We start from the raw sequence: 17,612 nt of genomic DNA, 5'->3' as shown, positions 1-17,612 counted from the left end.
CGTCGGAGGAAGAACCACGACATTCTTAGGCTTGCCTATCCTTATAACAACCCGCGTCTCAAATTGATGGACCGTCAGACATGCGGATCGGCCGCGCATGAGACGCACGTCACCTTCCCCTGAACTCCGCCGACCAGGGGGGCAGTTGTCCAAACTTTGACGATTCATGGGCAATTGAAAAAGGTTTGCCTTACCTAACTTCAGTGCTACGGTCCGTGGTGCATCGGTAACCGGCCGAGGGCGGCACCGCTCCCGACGGAGCCCGCACCGGCCGTTCGACCGATGCCCGCCCCGCCGACGACGACGTCGGCGTCCCCCGGCGGCCCCGACACCTTCCGTCACACCGCGAAGCACCTCGACGCGTCCCGAGTACCGCGGACGCGCACAGCACGCGAAGTCACCGGAGCACGCACCCGCGCGCCCGCACCTCGACGCCTTCAGAAGGAAACGGAAACCCACGCATGAGCACGGCAGCCGCACCTGCCCGTCAGCTCGACCCCCGCTCCGCGGCCGAGATCCACCGGGCCGCCGAAGACCTCCTGGCCGAGTTGGGCAGCTCGGAGACCTCACCCGGCCTGCTGGACCGCGTCGCCGAGACCGCGGCCGGTCTCGGCGACCGCGTTCGCGAGCACTGCCGCCCCGTCGACACCGCGGACGGACTCTTCGTCCTGTCCGGCCTCACCGTCGACGACCAGGACATCGGCCCCACCCCGGCGAACTGGGCCACCGCCGGGGACAGCGGAGCCCTCCACGACCTGACCCTGCTGCTGCTCGCCTCGCTGATGGGCAACCCCATCGCCTGGCAGGGCCAGCAGGACGGACGGTTCGTGCACAACATCGTCCCCTCCCCCGGCCACGAGGAGGAACAGACCGGCGCCAGCAGCTCGGTGCTGCTCAGCCCGCACACCGAGGACGCCTTCCACCCCGGCCGGGCCCATCTGCTGATGCTCGGCTGCATGCGCAACCACGACCGGATCGCGACCACCGCCGCCAGCGTCCGCCGCGTCGCACTCTCCGACGGCGATCTGGAACTCCTCACCCGGCCCGTCCTGCCGATCCTGCCGGACGACGCCTACAGCGAGGCCCAGGGGTACGCCGGCGGGGAGCCCCCGCCGGTACCGACGCTGTACGCCACCGACGAGGGGCTGACCCTCCGCTACGACCCGGCGTACACCCCGCTGGAGCAGGCGGATGACGCCTACCGGGCCGCGTACGGCCGGTTGTCGGACGAACTCTCCCGCGTCTCCACCGCCGTGAGCCTGCACCCCGGCGAGGTGCTCGTCGTCGACAACGACCTCGTCGTCCACGGCCGGGTCCCCTTCACCGCCCGCTACGACGGCACCGATCGGTGGCTCAAGCGGGCCTCGGTCCGGGTCCCGGGCCGGCGCAGCCGCCCGGCCGCCGAGACCGTCGAGCACGGCTACGGACAGCGGGCGATCGAAGCGCCCGCGAGCACCGCGCGGGCGGTCTGAAGCACTCCCGCGAACACCCCGGCCGGGCCCGCCACCCGGGCCCGGCCGGGGCGACCGCCCATCCCCGGAATCCGCCGACCGACCGGAGGGACCACAGCCCCATGACCGACACCCCCCAGCACGCCCCGGCCGACGCCGACCAGCGGCTGCGCCTGCTGTCGCGCAGCGACCTCGCGGGCCTCGACATCCCCCTCGCGGACGTCGTCGCGACCGTCGAGGACGCCTACCGCACCCTGCACGCGGGACAGTCCGACAATCCCCGCAAGCTCACCGTCAAACCGGCCGACGGCCACTCCGTCTCGTACGCCATGCTCGGCCGCGACGGGTCCCGCGAGGTCGTCGCCGTCAAGACCTCGTACAAGCACGGCCTGGACAAGGACCGCTCCGAGCAGCACTACTACACCACCCTCTCGATCTACGACGATGTCACCGGGCTGCCGCTCGCGATGATGGACTGCGCCCGGATCGGAGCCCTGCGCACCCCCGCCGTCTCCGCGCTGATCGCCCGCGAGTGCGCCGTCCCCGGCGCCCGCTCGGCCCTCGTCATCGGCACCGGAACCCAGGGCCGGCTGGCGCTGCCGTTCCTGCTGACCACCCTGCCGCAGCTCGACCGGCTCATGCTCTCCGGCAGCCACCCCGAGGGCATCACCGCCGTACGGGAGGGGCTGCGCGCCCACTTCCCCGACCGCGAGGTGGAGATCGTCACGGATCTGCGGACCGCCGCCGCCGAGGCCGATGTCATCGTGGCGACCGCCGGCGGGCACACCGCGGCAGCCGTCGAGGCCGACTGGCTCCGGCCCGGCGCGCTCTCCGTCCTCGTCGGTCATGGGCTCGCCCCCTCCACCCTGCACCGCGCGGACCGGGTGATCGCCACCAGCGAGGCACAGATGAACGTCACGGGAACCGACATGGCCGACCCGGACGGCAAACTCCCTCCCGTCGACGTGGAGTTCCCCCCCGTCGTCGCGGGTACCGCCGTCGGCCGCCGCACCGCCACCGAGCGGATCTTCGCCTACAACAGTGGTCTCGTGGTCACGGACATCGCCCTCGGTCACCGCTTCGCGCAGCTCGCCATCGCCCAGGGCCTGGGCACCGAGGTGGCGCTGTGGCGGTGACCTCCACCCCGGTGCTGCCAGGACTGCCCGCGCTCCCGGATCCCGCCGCCGAGGCCGTCCTCGGCAGCGGACTGCTGGAGGAACTCTCGTACGCCTTCGGGGGTCCGTTCCACTTCCTCCTTCCGGACGCCTTCGACCGCAACCTCGCCGCCCTGCGCGCCGTACTCGCCGAGGCCGGTCTCGACGGGCAGGTGTACTACGCGAAGAAGGCCAACAAGGCCGCCGTCTGGGTCGAGCGCTGTGCCGAGCACGGCGCCGGGGTCGACGTCGCCTCCGCCGGTGAACTCCGCGAGGCCCTGGGCCATGGAGTACGCGGCGAGGACCTGGTGGTCACCGGCCCCGCCAAGAACCCCGAACTGCTGCGGCTCGCCGTCCGCCAGGGCGCGCTGATCGCCGTGGACTCCCTGGACGAGCTGGACACGGTCGTCATGACCGCACTCGGCGGCCGGGCCCGGCCGGCCCGTGTCCTGCTCAGAGTCCTGCCCGCCGCCCAGCCGCACAGCCGCTTCGGGCTCACCGGGGACGAGCTGGAGGCCGCCCTCCACCGCTGCGCCAAGGCGGGACCGGCGCTCCGTACCGAGGGTTTCAGCTTCCATCTCTCCGGCTACGACATCCAGGCCCGCGCCGATGTCGCCGGGACCGCGATCGGGCTCTGTCTCCGGGCCCGCGCCCTCGGCCTGGAGGCCGACCGGATCAGCGTCGGCGGCGGACTGCCCATCAGCTACACCGACGCCGCCAGCTGGCAGGAGTTCCTCGGCACCCAGCACAGCGGCCACTACCACGCCCGCAAGTCCTTCGGCACCGGCGACTTCTACCCGTACCACTCCCGCGTCTCCGGCGCCGGGGCGCTCCGGGCCCTGCTCGCCGCCCACCCGGAGGGACACGACCGCGCGCTGGCCGACCTCCTCCGGGAATCCGGCACCGCCCTGCTCCTCGAACCCGGCCGGGCCCTGCTGGACCGGGCCGGGGGCAGCGTCTTCCGGATCCAGGGCGTCAAGGAACGCGCCGGCTATCTGCTGCTCACGGTCGACGGCACCAGCCTGAGCCTGTCCGAGCAGTGGTTCGCCAGCGAGTATCTGCCCGACCCCCGGCTGATCTCCCCGGACGCCGACCGGACCGGAGTCGCCCGGACCGAGGTACGCACCGAGGACCGGACCGGGGTACGGACCGAGGCACGCAGCGGAGCGGCCGAGGGCCCCGCAGGAGCGCACCGGGCCGCCGTCGGCGCCGCGACCTGTCTGGAATCGGACATGCTCAGCTGGCGGAAGATCACCTTTCCCCGGCGACCGCGCGATGGTGACCTGCTGGTGTACCCCAACACCGCCGGCTACCAGATGGACTCCAACGAATCACCCTTCCACGACCTCCCCCTGCCACCCAAGGTCGTCATCGACCACACCGACCGCCCCCGGCCGCGCTGGCGGCTCGACCGGCACTTCCACTGAAGCCGACGCCCCCAGGAGCCCTGTCATGCCCGGAGCGCTCTCCCGACCCGCCGTGGTCACCCGTGTGTCCGACCTCATCGGCGCCACTCCGCTGCTGGAGCTGGCCGCCACCGAGACCGGCAGCAGGCTGCTGCTGAAACTGGAGATGTTCAACCCCACCGGCACGGCCAAGATCCGGATGGCACGGCAGATGGTCCTCGACGCCGAACGCCGGGGCGAGCTGCGCCCCGGCGGCCGGATCATCGAGTCCACCTCCGGCAACACCGGCCTCGGGCTCGCCGTCGTCGCCGCCGAACGCGGCTACGCCTTCACCGCCATCGTCGACAACCACGCCTGCGCCGACAAACTCCGCGCGATGAAGGCCATGGGCACCGAACTGGTCTCCGTCGCGGACGACGGCGCCGAGGAACTGGCCACCGCCGCCCGCGAGGAACTGGCCGAGGAGATGGCCCGCGGTCAGGAGAACACCGTCTTCACCGAGCAACACAACAATCCGAGCAACGGAGTCGGTTACTTCCCCGTCGCCCACGAGCTGGCCGAGGCCCTCGACGGTCGCGTCGACATCGTCATCGGTGCGGTCGGCACCGGCGGCATGCTCTGCGGCACCGCCCGGGAACTGCGCACCCTGATATCCGGCTTCACCACCATCGGCGTCGAACCGAAGGGCTCCATCGCCTTCGGCGGCCCGGCCCACGACTACTACCAGTCCGGCACCGGCACCCCCGAGGGCGCCGAGATCGGTGCCCTCGTCGACTTCGACCTCATCGACGAGGGGGTCAAGGTCGGGGATGTCGAGGCCTTCGCCACCTGCCGGGCCGTCGCCCGTACCGGACTCCTCATCGGCGGCTCCGCCGGCGGGGTCGTCCACGAGGCACTCACCCGGCTCCCCACACTCCCGCCCGGGACGACTATGGTCGCGCTCATCAACGACGGCGGGGAGAAGTACCTCGACACGGTCTACAACGACGACTGGATGCGTGCCCGCGGCCTGCTCTCCCCGGAGGCCGAGCGGGAGACCGACGAACTGCTCACCAAACTCCGCAGGAACCGATGACCTCATGCTGACCACTCTTCTCCGCGACAGCCGCGCCCTCGCGGTACTCGCCGTCCCGCTGATCCTCACCCAGCTCGCCCAGGTCGCCCTCAGTACCACCTCCACCGTGATGATGGGTCTCCTCGGCACGCGCGAGCTGGCGGCCGGCGGCCTCGCCCTGGTGATCTTCAACCAGCTCCGCACCATGGGCGTCGGCCTGATCACCTCCGTCGGCAACCAGATCGCCGCGGCGATGGCCCGAGCGGAGAAGAACGACGAGGGCTCCTCCGGGGCGGCCCGGGGCGAAGTCCGCGCCATCGTCCGGGCGAGCATGGCGGTGGCCACGCTCGCCGGGCTCGCCGGGGCCGTCCTGATGGTCCTCATCGGCCGGAGCCTGACCTGGCTCGGCCAGGACGCGGCCATCGTCCCCCTCGTCCAGGACATGCTGCTCGTCCTCGCCCCCGGCCTGCTGCCCTGTCTGTGGTTCCAGGCGATACGGCAGTTCACGGTCGGCATGCGGCGCCCGCAGGGCCTGCTCCAGATCACCCTCGCCTCGGTCGCCGTCAACGCGGGACTGGCCTGGGTCCTCATGGACGGCACCGGGTTCCTGCCCGAACTGGGCCTCGACGGCATCGGCATCGCGAGCTCACTCGTCCATCTGCTCTCCTTCCTCGCGCTGTACGCCTCCGCCCGGCGCGACCCCGAACTCGCGCCGATGCTCACGCTGAACATCACCCGGGCCGATCCCGCCACCGTCCGCCGGCTGATCCGCCTCGGTGTCCCGATCTCCGCGACCTACGGCTCCGAAGCGGGCTTCTTCTCGGTCACCGCACTCCTCGCGGGCTCCTTCGGCCCTGCGGCCCTCGCCGCGCACACCGCCGTCAACCAGCTTGTCTACATCGTCTTCCAGGTCGCGGTCGGCCTCTCCCACGCCGCGTCCATCAACGTCAGCCGCGAACTCGCCCTCGACCGTGTCGACCACGCCCGGCGGATCAAGAACACCGCCCTCGCCTGCGCCGCCGCCGTCATGACCGCCGTCGGCCTCGTCTATCTCACCCTCCCCGGGCTGGTCCTCGCCCCCTTCCTGGACTCCGGCGCGGACCGTGCCGTCGGCATCGCCACGGACCTGCTGATCGTCACCGCCTTCCTCCAGTTCTTCGACTGCGCCCAGAACATCGGCGTCGGCCTGCTGCGCGGTCTCGACGACACCAGGAGCGGCTTCCGGATCACCCTCGTCGGCTACTGGGCCGTGGGCCTGCCCGCCGCCTGGCTCCTCGCCCACACCCTGGAGCTGGACATCCTCGGCATCTGGCTCGGCCTCCTCACCGGCCTCGCCACCACCGCGGTCCTCCTGCTGCGCCGCTACTCCACCTCGCTGTCGCAGCGGGCCGGCCTCCCCGAAGCCAGCCCCGCGTCACCGTGACCCCGGAGTGATTTCGGCCGGGGCGGGGCCCGGTTCACGCGGCCCCGCCCCGGCTGTGGGACGACTCTCAGCGGTCGTCGCCGAGTTCCTCGTGCATCTGGGGCTGGTCGTCGCCCTGGCGGCTCAGGGCGTAGTCCTCGACCCTGTTGAACTGCTTGGACGCGATCCCGATGATCTCATCGTACGGATTGACCCCGACGGTCTTGTCCGCGGAGCCGCCCAGCAGTCCGCCGCCGATCCCGCTCAGCATGCCGTGGCCGGCCGACGCGAGCTTCGCGCCGGTGTCCAGGACCGCGTTGCGCGGAATACCCGCCATGTCGGCGTACTTGTCGGACAGCGCCCTGCGGACCATCGCGACGAACGGGGAGTACGAGGGTTCCGGCAGGTATTCCTCCTGGTAGAACTTCAGCGCCTGTGCGGTCATGAACCGGCCGTCCTCGGTCCGCTTCCACTCGTCGTCGCGCGCCGCGAGCCACAGGGCCGTCGCCTGGCCGACGTCCTTGGGTGTCAGCCACCGCTCCGGCGTGCCGAGGTAATGGTTGATGTAGTGCCAGGCGGCCATGAAGCCCTGTGCGTCGTTCCTGGAGACGGTGAGGCCGAGGTTCCGCATCGCTTCGAGGATCTGCACACTGAAGACATAGGTGGCGCCGCAGGTGTACTTCTGGGAGACCGGCTCGCCCCACTGCGCGTGGTCCCACTCGCCGCTCTTCCTGTGCAGCTGGCGCACCGAGGCATGCACCAGACGCACCTTGGTCACGGTGGCCGCGAGGGTGCCGTCGCTCAGCGCGCCCCGGTCGCCCATGCCGATGAACAGCCGTGACGACTGCGACAGGCGTCGGCCCGGTCCCTTGACCCCGCCCAGACGGCCCGTGGAGCGGAGGGTGTACGCCCCCGCCGGCGACAGATAGGTGCCGATCAGTCCGACGGTGCCCTGAAGCATCGAGGCCACGCCATGGTGATGGTCGAAGAAGCTCTCGGCGGCCGAGACATCGGCCCCGCTCCACCCCGGTGGGTCGACGGTGGCCCCCTTGAGGAACTCGGCCAGCCGGGGCGGCAGGCCGGACAGGTCCTGGCCGGGCTTCAGCGTGCCGATGGTCCTGAACAGGGCGTTGACCCCGTCGATCTCCCGGTTGTCGATCAGGTCGGACACGAGCTTGTCGGCCTCGGGGTCACCCGCCTGGTTCGCCACTTCGAGTTCGCTCGCGATATTGGCGGTCGTCAGTGCCACGGCTTGGTTCCGTTCCTCGGGGATCGGGGTGGTCCGGTCGCGGAGGGCTCCCGCAATCGGATCACCACGATGCTGACAACCCACGGAGCATGCCGGGACCGTCTTGATCACATGGAACGTTTCGCCCTCGCCCGATCGGGTGGAGCATTCCCTTGGCAGCGAAGGGGAGTTGACGACGGCAGGCGCGAGATGTCTCCCGGACGTCCGGCTCCCCGGTGGCCGAGGCGCCCCACCGGGGCGTCCCACGGACCGTTCCGGCGTACCCGCGGGCCGTCGGCGTAGCCCTTCACCGCGCCGAAGCGGGAACCGTTCATCCCGATCGGAACGGGCCTGGACTATCTCCTCGTACGCGGGAGGTACCGGACCGTGCCGTCCCGTGCTCCGGAGTGACGGATCAGAAGCCGTGCCGGGCTCCGCCGTCCACCGACAGCATGACTCCGGTGATGTAGGAAGCCGCGGGCGAGAGCATGAAGGCACCTGCGCGACCGAACTCCCGGGGCGTCCCGTAGCGGCGCAGAGGGATCCCGGATTCATTGACGGCGCGCTGAGCGTCGGGGTCGGGAGAGAGTCCGTCGAGTTCGCGCATACGGGCGGTGCCGATCCGCCCCGGAAGGAGGCCGAAGACGCGGATGCCCCGGGGACCGAGTTCATCGGCGAGGGACTTGGCGAAGCCCGCGAGTCCGGGGCGCAGGGCGTTGGAGATCGTCATGGCGGGGGCGGGTTCATGCACGGTGATGGAGAGGACGAATCCGACGGCGCCGCCGTCGTCGAGTTCCGCGGCGGCGGCCCGGGCCAGCCGTATGGAGCCGAGGAAAACCGAGTCGAGCGCGGACAGCCACTGTTCGTCGGTGTTGTCGGCGACACCTCCGACGGGGGGTCCGCCGACGCTGATGAGGATGCCGTGGAAACCGCCGAAACATGCGCGCGCGGTGGCGATCAGCCGCTGGGGGGCCTGTGGGTCGGCATTGTCCACGGCGACTCCCACCGCGTTCGGTCCGAGCCCGGCTGCCGCTTCGGCGGTACGGGATGCCTCACGGCCGGTGACGATCACCTTCGCGCCGTCGGCGACGAGCTCCCGTGCGACGGCGTGGCCGAGGCCACGGGTGCCACCCGTGACGATGTAGACGCGGTCCTTCAGTTCGAGATCCATGTACTTGTCCTGTCCGGCCGGCCGAGGGCCGACCGTGCTGTCATCGATGGTGGTCCGGCTGTGCCCACGGGTGCTGTTGGACACGGTGGGGCCATGGGCCGAGGGACGGAGGCGCGGCCCGCGAGGTGCGCTCGCCGACGAGCGGCGGTCCGTTCCGGGGGCGCCTGCCCGCAGGGTGCTAGCGGCGGCCCAGGGCGGCGGCGAGGGCATCGTCCACGAGCGCTCGCAGCTCTGTGTCGTCCTGTTCGGTTCCGGCCCAGGCGATATGTCCGTCCGGTCGGATCAGGGCGGCGCGCACGTCTTCCCAGCCGTGCGGGACATGGTCGAGTGCCCCACCTCGCACGGTGATCCGTTCCTCTCCGTGGGCGGCGAGTGCGCCATGGGTGGTGAGGTCGAGCAGGAGGTACGCGTCCGCCCGCAGCAGCGCGAAGAGGTCGGCGTCCGAGCCAATGAAGGTGAGGGCGGGTGCGCGGACGCCGACCAGGGGGTGCGCGTCCGGTGCGGTCGCGGGGTAGGCGACATCCAGCGCCGTGAGCCGCCCGGCCAGTACGTCGCCGAACTCCTTCGACTGGGTGATCATCCGGCTGAGCAGGGTGCGCAGGGCGCGCCCTTCGGGAGTGAAGCCGTGAAACAGGTAGGTCTGGGCGCGGCTGTGCTCCATGAGCTGCTCGCCGATGGGATACCGGTCGGTGTGGTAGGTGTCGAGCAGACCATCGGAAGCCCATCCGTTGATGGTGGCGGCCAGCTTCCAACCGAGGTTGAACGCGTCCTGGATGCCGACGTTCATGCCGACCCCGCCGGTGGGGTAGTGCTGGTGGGCGGCGTCGCCCGCGAGGACGACACGGCCGAGCCGGTAGTGGGTGGCCAGCCGGGTGGCGTTGCCGAACCGGGACAGCCACGACGGGTCGCGCATCCCGAAGTCGTCACCGGCGATGGCGATCGTCTTCCGCCGCAGCTCCGCCATGGTGAAGTCACCGGGCCACTGGGTGGTCGCACCGGCCGGGTCGGTGCCGGCGATACGCCACCGGCGGTCGGGCAGCGGCACGACCATCAGACCGCCGTGCTCGGTGAAGCTGCTGAATCCGGGCGGCGGCGGGTTGCCGAGCGTGACATCGCCGAGCCAGCCGAGGTACGTCGAGTCCGTGCCGGGGAAGCCGATCCCGGCGCCCTCGCGCACGGTGCTCCTGGTGCCGTCGCAGCCCACGAGGTAGTCCGCCCGGATCTCGTACGGCCCCTCGGGACCCGCCACCCGTACCGTTACCGAGTCGGCCTGCCCGGTGAACCCCGTCACCCGGTGCCCGCGCCGGACGGTGGCGCCGAGCCCGAGTGCCTGCTCCTCGAACAGCTCCTCGGTGCGGGCCTGCGGGATGAAGAGGGTGTAGGGGTGCGGCGTGTCCAGGACGGAGAAGTCGAGCCGGTCGGCGAGGTTCGCGAAATGACCGGTGGAGATCTTCAACGCCTCGTCGAGGAAGCGCTGGTGCAGCCCACGAGAGGCCAGTACTTCCACACTGCGCGGATGCACGGTGAGCGCCTTCGACCGCTGGTCGACCTCGGTGCGCTGCTCCAGGACCGTGACGGAGAGCGCGTTCCGGCACAACTCCGAGGCGAGCCAGAGCCCGACGGGACCGCCGCCGACGATGACGACCTGCTGCGTTTCCATGGACCATCCCTGTGTTCGGCGGCGACCGGATGCAGGTGCCGCATCAGCTCTAGGTCAGCGACCAAGAATGTGATGACACCGTAAGTAGGTCAGTGACCAAGAAGCAATCCGAGGGGCTGAAACCGGCCATTGGTGCTCCTGCGTGAGGGCCTGCGGGTTGGCCACCCCGCCCCATCCACGCCGTTGACCAGGTGCCCGGTGGGCTGCGCGCCGCGTGGCAGCGGCAGCCGGACCGTGAAGACCGTCTCGTCGGGGCTGCTCACCCGCTCGATCGTGCCGCTGTGGGCGCGGATCAGGGAGTCCGCGACCGACAGGCCCAGGCAACTGCCAGCGCGGTTACGGGTACGGGCCCTGTCCACACGGGAGAAGCGGCCGAAGACGCGGTCGCGGTCGGCGGACGGGATACCGGGGCCGGTGTCGGCCACCGTCACCAGGGCCACCCCGTCCTCCGTCGTGACGGAGACCGACGCCTCGGTGCCCGGTGGGGTGTGCACGGCCGCGCCGGTCAGCAGGTTGTCCAGTATCTGGCGCAGGCGTCGCGCATCCGCGGTCAGGCAACACCGGGGGCGTTCCGGGTGTCACCCGCAGTGGACGGCCGGGTTGGCTCGCCCGGAACGCGTCCGTGGCCTGCCGCACCAGGTCCACCAGGTCCGTCTTCGCCGACCGCAGTGGGGTCCCGAAGCCGCGGACCGTGTGGATCAGCGGTTCACCGGTCTCGTCCAGCTTGCGGCGGAGCCTGCTCACCACCAGTTCCACGACGTTCGACCGGCCTCCGAAGCCGTACTCCCCCACATGGTCGAGGATCTGGGCCTTGGTGAGCACGGTCGGAGAGCGGCGCATCAGATAGCGCAGCACCTCGTACTCGGTGGGGGTGAGGTCCTCGCCCAGGGAAAGGCCACCCGGAGCACCGAGCGCTGGAAGCCGGGCGGGCGCGCTGCGCCGCAGCACGGTCCGCAGCCGGGCCATCAACTCCTCCACCGCGAACGGTTTGACCAGAGAGTCGTCGCCGCCCCGGGTCGGTCCCGCCACCCGGTCCGCGACACCGTCCCGGGCGGTGAGGAACACCACGGGCACCATCGTCTCCGAACGCCGCAACCGGTCCAGCACCCCGACGCGGGATGGCGGCGATGTCGACGAGGGCGGAGAGGGCCGGCAGGCCGAGGGCGATCGAGACGCCCACCAGCAGCGGGTGGCCGGGTCGGCCGTGCAGGAGGGGGCGTCCGGTTCCGGGGCGACCACTGCCGGGGCGGGGCGGGCCGCCGGTGGTCAGGCGGGTGGTCGCGGCGCCGGTGGCACGGCCCGGATACCCGCGAGGACCACGTCGACGATGCGTTCCGCGTCCACGCGCGTGAACGGGCGCAGACCGCGGTTCACCACGAGGTGGACCGGGCCGGAGAGCATCTCACCGAGGAAGACGCTGTCGACCGGCGGCAGTTCGCCCTGACGGACGGCCAGGTCCACCCGCCGGCGCAGCGCGGCTCCGCGCTGTTCGAGGATCCTCGCCACCGTCTCGCGGACCGCGGGGTTCTCGTGAGTGGGCTGGAGAGCCAGTTCGAGCGCCCGGCCGAAAGGTGTGCCCAGTCCGCCCGCGATGGCCACCAGATAGTCCACCAGGTCATGGCGGAGGTCGCCGGTGTCGGCGATGGTCGCGAGGTCCTCGGCGTACTGGATCAGGGCCTCGGCGACCAGTTCCTCGCGGTCGGGCCAGTTGCGGTAGACGCTGGTCCGGTGGACGCCGGCCAGTTCGGCGACCTCGTCGTAGCGGAAGCCCGCGATGCCGTCGCGCGCCACCAGCTCGGCCGTCGCGCCGAGGATCCGCTCCCGCACCCGCGCGTTTCGGCCACCGGGGCGACGTGCCTGCGGGCCGTTCGCGATGCCGTCGGCCATTCCGCGCCCACCTCCTGTTCCTCCGCTCGGACGCCGATTGTCGTCAGGCCGGCCGTTGCGGTGCAAACCCAACACGGCTAGGGTCCCACTAAAGCGACACTCTGTCGTTTTAAGAGTCGCCGCGCAGTGCTCGGCGACGCCCGACCCCGAAACCTGGAGCGCGCACCATGCACATCCTCATCTCCGGAGCCGGTATCGCCGGGCTCGCCGCCGCCCGCGAACTCGGCGCCCGCGGCCACGACGTCACCGTCGTCGAACACGCCCACCACTTACGGCTCGAAGGGACACCCGTTGACATCCGCGGCGACGCGATCGGGGCCGTGGACCGGATGGGGCTGCTGGCGAGGATCCGGGAGCAGCGGCTCCGGATGTCCGAGTCCAGCTGCTTCGTCGACGGGGACGGCGTACCGGTGGGCCGCGTACCGGTGGCGGACACGAGCGGGGCCGACGAGGACGCCGATATCGAGATCCTGCGCGAGGACCTTGTCCTCACCCTTGCCGACGCGCTCCCGGACACCGTGACGATCCGCTTCGCGGACGCGGTCCGGTCACTCACCGACGACGACGGCAGCGACAACGGCAGCGACGGCGGCGGTGTCCACGTGTGTTTCGACTCCGGCCGCACCGGACGGTACGACCTCGTGGTCGGCGCCGACGGCCAGCACTCCGGCGTACGCGAGCTGGTTTTCGGGCCCGAGAAGGAGTATCTCCGGCATCTCGGCGTCCACTTCGCCCTCGTCGACCTCCCCGGCGACACCTGGTCCGGCGGCGTCAACATGATCCACAATGTTCCCGGTCGGCTCGCGGGCGTCTTCCGGTACAAGGACAGGACCGTCGCGGTCTTCCAGTTCCGCTCCGGTCCCCTCGACCACGACCACCGCGACACGGACGCCCGGAAACGGATCGTCCTCGACGCCTTCGCGGGCGTCACGTCGTGGCGGATCCCCCTGCTGCTCGACGCGGTCCGGGCCGCCCCCACCCTCTACGTCGACTCCGCGAGCCAGATCCGGCTGCCGTCCTGGCACCGCGGCCGGGTCGTCCTCGTCGGGGACGCGGGATACTGCCCGGCCTTCCTCTCCGGCCGGGGCACGTCACTCGCGCTCACCGGCGCCCGCTTCCTCGCGGAGGAACTCGAACGGAACGGCGACGACCACACCACCGCGTTCGAACGGTACGAGGCGAGACAGCGCCCCTACGTCACCTCCGCCCAAGCGAGCGCCGAAGCCGGCCGCGACCGTCTGTTGCCGGCCACCCGGGCCGATCTCGCCGCCCGGGACGCGGGGCTGCGCGCGGCGGCCGGCCGGCCGCTGGCCGTGAGGAGTTCGTCATGACCGACGTGGAGCACCAGTGGAGCGGGCGGCTCGCCCTCAGGGTCGCCGTGCTGATCCTCGCCACCGTCCTGGCCGACCTCGCCATCACCTCTCCCCTCATGGTCCTGCCCCAGATGCTCGACCACTTCGACACCGACCAGGCCGCGTGGCTGAACGTGAGCGCGATGCTGGCGGGGGCCATCTGGTCGCCGTTGCTCGCGAAGAGCTGCGACGTCTTCGGCGAGCGCCGGATACTCGTCGTCACGCTCCTGCTGACCTGCGCGGGCGCGCTGGTCTGCCTCACCGCGTCCCATATCGGAATCTTCCTGGCGGGGCGTTTCCTCCAGGGCGCCGCCCTGGCCACGGTCTTCATCACCGTGGCCCTCACGCTCCGGCTCTGCGCCCCGCGCGTGGCGATGGCCGCGGTCGGTCTGGTGACCTCCGGCTCGGCGCTCGTCGGAGTGCTGGAACCGTTCCTGATGCAGCCGGTCATCGATCTGCTCGGCTACCGGAGCGTGTTCGTCGTGGGGGCACTGCTCGCCGCGGTGGCCGCGCTCTGCGTCCACGCCCTCATTCCGAGGACGCCGGTCCGGGGCGGGGGGCGGATCGACGTACGCGGGGCGCTCCTGCTCGGCGGCGGCCTGGGCGCGGTCCTCGCGTACGCCACCCTCGGCGGGGACTCCGGGTGGCTGTCCGGCGGCATGGTCGTCCTGTTGGGGACGGGTGTCGCGGCGCTGGCCGGCTGGGTGTCCCTCGCCCTGCGGACCGAGGAGCCGATCGTCGACATCCGGGCCCTCAGCCGTCCGATCGTGCTGACGCTGCTGGCCCTGTTGCTGGCCGCAGGTTCGTTCCGGAGCATGATGCAGCTGACGGGCCTCGTCGCCCAGGTGCCGCCGGACCTCGGTCTCGGCTACGGGCTCGGCGACGGCGGGGCGGTCGCCGTACTGCTCGCCACCCCCTCGTTCGGCATCCTCGTCGGCGGCACGCTCGCCGGCCGGCTCGCGGTGCGGTTCGGCCCCGCGCCGCCCCTTCTCGGCGGTATCGCCCTCGGGGCGGTCGGGACCCTCGCGATGCCGGCCGGGGTCTCGGCTCTCCCCCTGGCGATCGTCTGCGGCGCCACACTCGGCACCGCCGCCGGTGCGATCGCCGCGTCCGGCTACAACCTGGCGACCGGTCTCACCCCGCCCGAGCGGCAGGGCACGGTCTCCGGCCTGGTGTCGGTCGTCCTGGCCCTCGGATCGGTCGTCTTCAACGTCGCCGGAGGCGAAGTTCTCAAGGCCACCCGGATCCCCGGTGTTCTCGCCGACGGCGCCCCGGTGAGCACGGCGGCCGGAGTCCACCTCTACATCCTGATGGCCGCGGCACTGTTCGCGCTCGCCGCCGTGCCGGTGATCGCGCTCCTGCGAAGCCCCGCACGGTTCCGGGAACCGCCCTCCGAACCGGCGGAGGACCCGGCCCCCGACCGTGTCGCGCGTGCGTAGAAGAAATCTGCCCGATCAGGCGGGATGGTGCCGATGAGCAGATCATTCGAGCGGCTGCGGATCGGGGCGCGTCTGCTGTCGCCCGAGGACCTGCCGCCCCGCGTCTTCGCCGATCTGCGCCGTTTCCATGGGACTTCGCCGCCTTCAAGGTCGACCGGGCCCTCGACACGCCCGTCCCCTGGACCGCCGGGCATGCGGCGGGCGCGGGCACCGTACACGTCGCGGACTCCGTGGACGGCCTCACCCGGTTCGCCGCACAGATCGCCATGGGACAGGTCCCGGACCGCCCCTTCCCGCTCCTCGGCCGGATGACCACCGCCGACCCCACCCGGTCGCCCGCCAGCACCGAGTCCGCCTGGGCCTGCACCCACGTACCGCACGAGATCCGCGCCGACGCCGGGGACGATGGACTCACCGGCATGTGGAACACGGCCGGGCAGGAGACCATGGCGGACCGGATCGAACGGCGGGTGGAGCAGTACGCGCCGGGCTTCCGGAATCGGATCGGCGCCCGCCGACTCCTCGCCCCACCCACACGGGAATCGGCGGACGCCACCCTCCACGGCGGGGCGCTCAACGGCGGCACCACCAGCCTCCACCGGCAGGCCGTTCCGGCCGCTGCCCGGCACCGACCGCCGCGCTGTCTCTCAAAACGCCAGGTCAGTGCACCCTTCCGCGCTTCTTCAGCGGCCCCGGCGGGCGTTCGGGAGCCGCCAGCGGGCCGCCGTCGTACCCCTTCACCTCGCCGAAGCGGGAACCGTTCATCCGGTCGGAACGGGCCTGGACTATCTCCTCGTTGGAGCGTCCGATGAAGTTCCACCACATACCACGTAGATCCCGTCTTCGCGCAGGTCAGGGGCTTCGCGCACGATGCGCCGTCAGCAAGAGGTCAGCATCGTACGCGGGAGGTACCGGACCATGGCCACCAAGGCACTGGCCCACGGCATGGGCAGCTTCTTCAAGGACTGCGCGCACCCGAAGACCGGCTGGACCCGGTGTCCCCACACGTACACCATCAGGTATCGCAGCGCGACGGGCCGCCAGGTCGAGGAGTCCGGGTTCACCACCCAGGACCAGGCCGTCGACCGTTTGACGAAGGTCTAGAAGGCGAAGAAGGAAGCCGCCCGGGGCCAGACCAAGGCCGAGCGCATCCAGAAGTACGGCTCCATGCGGTTCGGCGCGTACGCGGCCGAGTGGAAGGAGGGCCAGCGCGACCTCGCCGCATCCTCCCTCCGCCACCTGGACTCGCTTCTGGAGCACCATCTGCTGCCCGCTCTGGAGAGCCGGCGGATGGACACCTTCGACCACAAGGTGGTGGACGGCTTCATCCGGACGATGGAGCGCAACGGCGTCGGCCTCGCCACCCAGGCCAACGCCTACGACAGGCTGAAGTCCATCCTGCTCGACGCCAACCGGCTCGGCCTCTACGAGGACAATCCGCTCGACGGTGTGAAGCCCCCGCAGTACGACCCCGCGCGTGCCGTCATCCCGTCCCTGCCCCAGCTCCACGGCATACGCAACGCAGGCGACGACGCCTTCCGCCTCGTCGCCGACCTGATGAGCGGCTGCGGCATGCGCAACGGCGAGGCGGCGGCCGTCAACCTCAAGAACATCGTCGCGGACGACGTCTACCGCATCACCGAACAGGTCAACCAGACCACGAGGCAGTACGCCCGCCTCAAGCACCGCAAGACCGGCGACTACCGTGACGTCCCTCTTCCCGCCCGGGTGAAGGAGGCGATCGAGGGGTACGCCGACACGTACGGGACGACGGCGGACGGCTACCTGCTCCGCCACCCGAGCAAGCCGGACCAGCCCTTCCCGTACTACTGCGTCCACAACCAGTGGCGCCGGATGAAGGCTGGCGGCGAGGTCGACATCCCCGAGGGCATGGTGGTGTACGGCTTCCGCCACTTCTTCGCCTCGAACTGCCTCGGTCACGGCATCCCGATCACCGATGTCGCCGAGTGGATGGGCCACAAGAGCCTGGACATCACCTTCAAGGTCTACCGCCACCTCATGCCGGGCTCCATCAGCAAAGCGGCGAAGATCCTCGACGTCGGCCTCGCCGCCTGACAACGCACGGTGCCCTCCGCCATGGGAGACGGAGGGCACCACGGTTTCCCGGCCGCCGATGGCAGAGACTCATGTTCTCTCTAACCGAGCCGCTGCTGTTTGATCCACATCTGAATTTCCGAAGCCCGGAACTGGATTTTGGCGCTCCGTCCCCGGCCGAACTTGTATGGAGTCAAACCGGCCTTGGGAGCCTCTTTGTACACCCATGTCACCGACATGTTGAGATACTCAGCAACCTGCTTCACGTCCATGAACTGTGCAGCCATCTCTGTCCTCCGTGAGCCCTTTGCCCTGCTGTCGTCGGTTGATCGTCCATGCGTCGATCAGCTGGT

Annotated in this window: 15 protein-coding genes and 3 pseudogenes; 10 read left to right on the top strand and 8 right to left on the bottom strand. The window is 70.8% G+C overall.

Going from position 1 to position 17,612, the window contains the following annotated elements; translation table 11 throughout:
* Positions 1–461 precede the first annotated feature (461 nt).
* The 5 genes from ABT354_RS02155 (at position 462) to ABT354_RS02135 (ending at position 6,488) form a co-directional block, all read left to right on the top strand.
* Positions 462–1,472, top strand: a complete 1,011-nt coding sequence (locus ABT354_RS02155; RefSeq protein WP_351487722.1) for a TauD/TfdA family dioxygenase — start codon at positions 462–464, stop codon at positions 1,470–1,472.
* Positions 1,473–1,573: 101 nt separating this feature from the next.
* The gene (locus ABT354_RS02150) at positions 1,574–2,587 is read left to right on the top strand and encodes an ornithine cyclodeaminase family protein (protein WP_351487720.1); all 1,014 of its coding nucleotides are present in this window, start codon (positions 1,574–1,576) and stop codon (positions 2,585–2,587) included.
* Positions 2,578–4,032, top strand: coding sequence for a type III PLP-dependent enzyme domain-containing protein (locus ABT354_RS02145; protein ID WP_351487717.1), 1,455 nt, complete (start codon positions 2,578–2,580; stop codon positions 4,030–4,032). The genes ABT354_RS02150 and ABT354_RS02145 overlap by 10 nt, the downstream gene beginning before the upstream one ends.
* A gap of 25 nt (positions 4,033–4,057) precedes the next feature.
* The gene (locus ABT354_RS02140) at positions 4,058–5,086 is read left to right on the top strand and encodes a cysteine synthase family protein (RefSeq protein ID WP_351487714.1); all 1,029 of its coding nucleotides are present in this window, start codon (positions 4,058–4,060) and stop codon (positions 5,084–5,086) included.
* 4 nt (positions 5,087–5,090) lie between these two features.
* Positions 5,091–6,488 carry an MATE family efflux transporter gene (locus ABT354_RS02135; RefSeq protein ID WP_351487712.1) on the top strand — a complete coding sequence of 466 codons (1,398 nt, stop codon included), beginning with the start codon at positions 5,091–5,093 and terminating at the stop codon, positions 6,486–6,488.
* Between the two features lie 67 nt (positions 6,489–6,555).
* Here ABT354_RS02135 and ABT354_RS02130 read toward each other — a convergent pair whose 3' ends face one another.
* From ABT354_RS02130 to ABT354_RS02105, 6 genes and pseudogenes are all read right to left on the bottom strand, one after another.
* Entirely contained in the window at positions 6,556–7,716 is a 1,161-nt protein-coding gene (locus ABT354_RS02130; RefSeq protein WP_351487710.1) for an oxygenase MpaB family protein, read from the bottom strand.
* A 394-nt stretch (positions 7,717–8,110) separates the two neighbouring features.
* A complete protein-coding gene (locus tag ABT354_RS02125; RefSeq protein ID WP_351487708.1) occupies positions 8,111–8,866 on the bottom strand; it encodes an SDR family oxidoreductase in 756 nt (251 codons plus the stop codon).
* A 178-nt stretch (positions 8,867–9,044) separates the two neighbouring features.
* The gene (locus ABT354_RS02120; RefSeq protein ID WP_351487705.1) at positions 9,045–10,526 is read right to left on the bottom strand and encodes an FAD-dependent monooxygenase; all 1,482 of its coding nucleotides are present in this window, start codon (positions 10,524–10,526) and stop codon (positions 9,045–9,047) included.
* Positions 10,527–10,615: 89 nt separating this feature from the next.
* Complete coding sequence (locus ABT354_RS02115) at positions 10,616–11,020, bottom strand: ATP-binding protein (protein WP_351487703.1); 405 nt, start codon at positions 11,018–11,020, stop codon at positions 10,616–10,618.
* A 163-nt stretch (positions 11,021–11,183) separates the two neighbouring features.
* Positions 11,184–11,636, bottom strand: a pseudogene (locus ABT354_RS02110) (response regulator transcription factor); the annotation flags it as partial.
* A 156-nt stretch (positions 11,637–11,792) separates the two neighbouring features.
* Positions 11,793–12,413, bottom strand: a complete 621-nt coding sequence (locus ABT354_RS02105; RefSeq protein ID WP_351487700.1) for a TetR/AcrR family transcriptional regulator — start codon at positions 12,411–12,413, stop codon at positions 11,793–11,795.
* Positions 12,414–12,580: 167 nt separating this feature from the next.
* Here ABT354_RS02105 and ABT354_RS02100 point away from each other — a divergent pair, with 167 nt between their 5' ends.
* The 3 genes and pseudogenes from ABT354_RS02100 to ABT354_RS02090 all read left to right on the top strand — a co-directional run.
* Positions 12,581–13,744, top strand: a complete 1,164-nt coding sequence (locus tag ABT354_RS02100; protein WP_351487697.1) for an FAD-dependent monooxygenase — start codon at positions 12,581–12,583, stop codon at positions 13,742–13,744.
* Entirely contained in the window at positions 13,741–15,204 is a 1,464-nt protein-coding gene (locus tag ABT354_RS02095) for an MFS transporter (protein ID WP_351487694.1), read from the top strand. The genes ABT354_RS02100 and ABT354_RS02095 overlap by 4 nt, the downstream gene beginning before the upstream one ends.
* 72 nt (positions 15,205–15,276) lie before the next feature.
* Positions 15,277–15,840: pseudogene (locus ABT354_RS02090) on the top strand (phytoene desaturase family protein); the annotation flags it as partial.
* Positions 15,841–15,864: 24 nt separating this feature from the next.
* Here ABT354_RS02090 and ABT354_RS02085 read toward each other — a convergent pair.
* A pseudogene (locus ABT354_RS02085) lies at positions 15,865–16,029 on the bottom strand (pirin family protein); the annotation flags it as partial.
* A 93-nt stretch (positions 16,030–16,122) separates the two neighbouring features.
* Here ABT354_RS02085 and ABT354_RS02080 point away from each other — a divergent pair.
* Positions 16,123–16,308 carry a hypothetical protein gene (locus ABT354_RS02080; RefSeq protein WP_351487691.1) on the top strand — a complete coding sequence of 62 codons (186 nt, stop codon included), beginning with the start codon at positions 16,123–16,125 and terminating at the stop codon, positions 16,306–16,308.
* Between the two features lie 63 nt (positions 16,309–16,371).
* A complete protein-coding gene (locus tag ABT354_RS02075; RefSeq protein WP_351487688.1) occupies positions 16,372–17,280 on the top strand; it encodes a tyrosine-type recombinase/integrase in 909 nt (302 codons plus the stop codon).
* Between the two features lie 80 nt (positions 17,281–17,360).
* On the opposite strand, the gene ABT354_RS02070 is transcribed toward ABT354_RS02075, so the two are convergent.
* On the bottom strand, positions 17,361–17,546 hold the full coding sequence (locus ABT354_RS02070) for a helix-turn-helix transcriptional regulator (RefSeq protein ID WP_351487685.1): 186 nt from the start codon (positions 17,544–17,546) through the stop codon (positions 17,361–17,363).
* Positions 17,547–17,612 lie beyond the last annotated feature (66 nt).

This window comes from Streptomyces sp. NPDC000594 (assembly GCF_040299965.1).
GTDB lineage: Bacteria > Actinomycetota > Actinomycetes > Streptomycetales > Streptomycetaceae > Streptomyces.
Note: the sequence above shows the minus strand (reverse complement) of the source record. Positions and strands in the feature narration are given on the sequence as shown.

Coding starts and splice junctions, on each gene's coding strand:
- ABT354_RS02150 (WP_351487720.1), top strand. CDS start 1,574: ATGACCGACACCCCCCAGCACGCCCCGGCCGACGCCGACCAGCGGCTG.
- ABT354_RS02070 (WP_351487685.1), bottom strand. CDS start 17,546: ATGGCTGCACAGTTCATGGACGTGAAGCAGGTTGCTGAGTATCTCAAC.
- ABT354_RS02140 (WP_351487714.1), top strand. CDS start 4,058: ATGCCCGGAGCGCTCTCCCGACCCGCCGTGGTCACCCGTGTGTCCGAC.
- ABT354_RS02095 (WP_351487694.1), top strand. CDS start 13,741: ATGACCGACGTGGAGCACCAGTGGAGCGGGCGGCTCGCCCTCAGGGTC.
- ABT354_RS02125 (WP_351487708.1), bottom strand. CDS start 8,866: ATGGATCTCGAACTGAAGGACCGCGTCTACATCGTCACGGGTGGCACC.
- ABT354_RS02120 (WP_351487705.1), bottom strand. CDS start 10,526: ATGGAAACGCAGCAGGTCGTCATCGTCGGCGGCGGTCCCGTCGGGCTC.
- ABT354_RS02100 (WP_351487697.1), top strand. CDS start 12,581: ATGCACATCCTCATCTCCGGAGCCGGTATCGCCGGGCTCGCCGCCGCC.
- ABT354_RS02105 (WP_351487700.1), bottom strand. CDS start 12,413: ATGGCCGACGGCATCGCGAACGGCCCGCAGGCACGTCGCCCCGGTGGC.
- ABT354_RS02135 (WP_351487712.1), top strand. CDS start 5,091: ATGCTGACCACTCTTCTCCGCGACAGCCGCGCCCTCGCGGTACTCGCC.
- ABT354_RS02075 (WP_351487688.1), top strand. CDS start 16,372: ATGCGGTTCGGCGCGTACGCGGCCGAGTGGAAGGAGGGCCAGCGCGAC.
- ABT354_RS02155 (WP_351487722.1), top strand. CDS start 462: ATGAGCACGGCAGCCGCACCTGCCCGTCAGCTCGACCCCCGCTCCGCG.
- ABT354_RS02080 (WP_351487691.1), top strand. CDS start 16,123: ATGGCCACCAAGGCACTGGCCCACGGCATGGGCAGCTTCTTCAAGGAC.